Source organism: Calidithermus terrae, assembly GCF_003574345.1.
In the GTDB taxonomy this organism is placed as follows: domain Bacteria; phylum Deinococcota; class Deinococci; order Deinococcales; family Thermaceae; genus Calidithermus; species Calidithermus chliarophilus.
Map to the genome: position 1 here is coordinate 1 of NZ_QXDL01000466.1, position 676 is coordinate 676.

General features: G+C 64.2%; 1 protein-coding gene. It reads right to left on the reverse strand.

The genetic code is table 11. The features are described from left to right. Positions 1-151: 151 nt before the first annotated feature. On the reverse strand, positions 152-340 hold the full coding sequence (locus tag Mterra_RS21605; RefSeq protein ID WP_119316899.1) for a hypothetical protein: 189 nt from the start codon (positions 338-340) through the stop codon (positions 152-154). Positions 341-676: the final 336 nt, after the last annotated feature.

Sequence of the window (676 nt, forward strand, 5' to 3'; positions counted from 1 at the left end):
GGGGGAGGCTCAGTTGCCCCCGCCCCCTCCGGGGGGTCTTGTGGGGGGAGGTTCTCGAGCAGGACCCGGGCCTCCAGCGCGGTGAGCTTGCCCTCGGCCACGAGCTGTTCGACGCGTTCACGGCGGGTCATGGTCCGTAACCTCCAGGCTCTCAGGCGGCCGCGGCGCGCCGCGGCGCGGGGGCCTCGAGGGCCTCAGCCCACCGGCGCAGCACCAGCGCGGCACGGCGCCGCAGGGAGTAGCGAGGGAGCAGGCGGTCCACCTGGGCCTGAGCCCGCAGTTGGTTCAGCCGCTCCTGGTTGTGCAGCCGGTACGTCTCGAACTCGTGAAACCCGAACATGCTCTACCTCCTTACCAAGGAGTGTAAAGCATACCTTTATAAAATGTCAAGCCCGGTTTTACATTATGTGATTCTCGTTTTACAAAGTCTCAAAACGCCCTTTACAAGCTCGCTCGAGCCCGTCAGGAACAGGTTTGCTTGAGCTTGGGGCATAGACCCAGGGTACACCCAGGACGTGTCCGTCCGCTACCGGCGGGGGTGTAAGGTTAAGGGCGATAAGCGGTCAGCTATCAGCGGTCAGCCATCAGCGGGAGGCTCGTGGCTTGTGGCTTGTGGTTCGTGGTTTACCCCTCCCCAACCCTCCCCGCGTGCGGGGAAGGAATATCCCCCCCGACC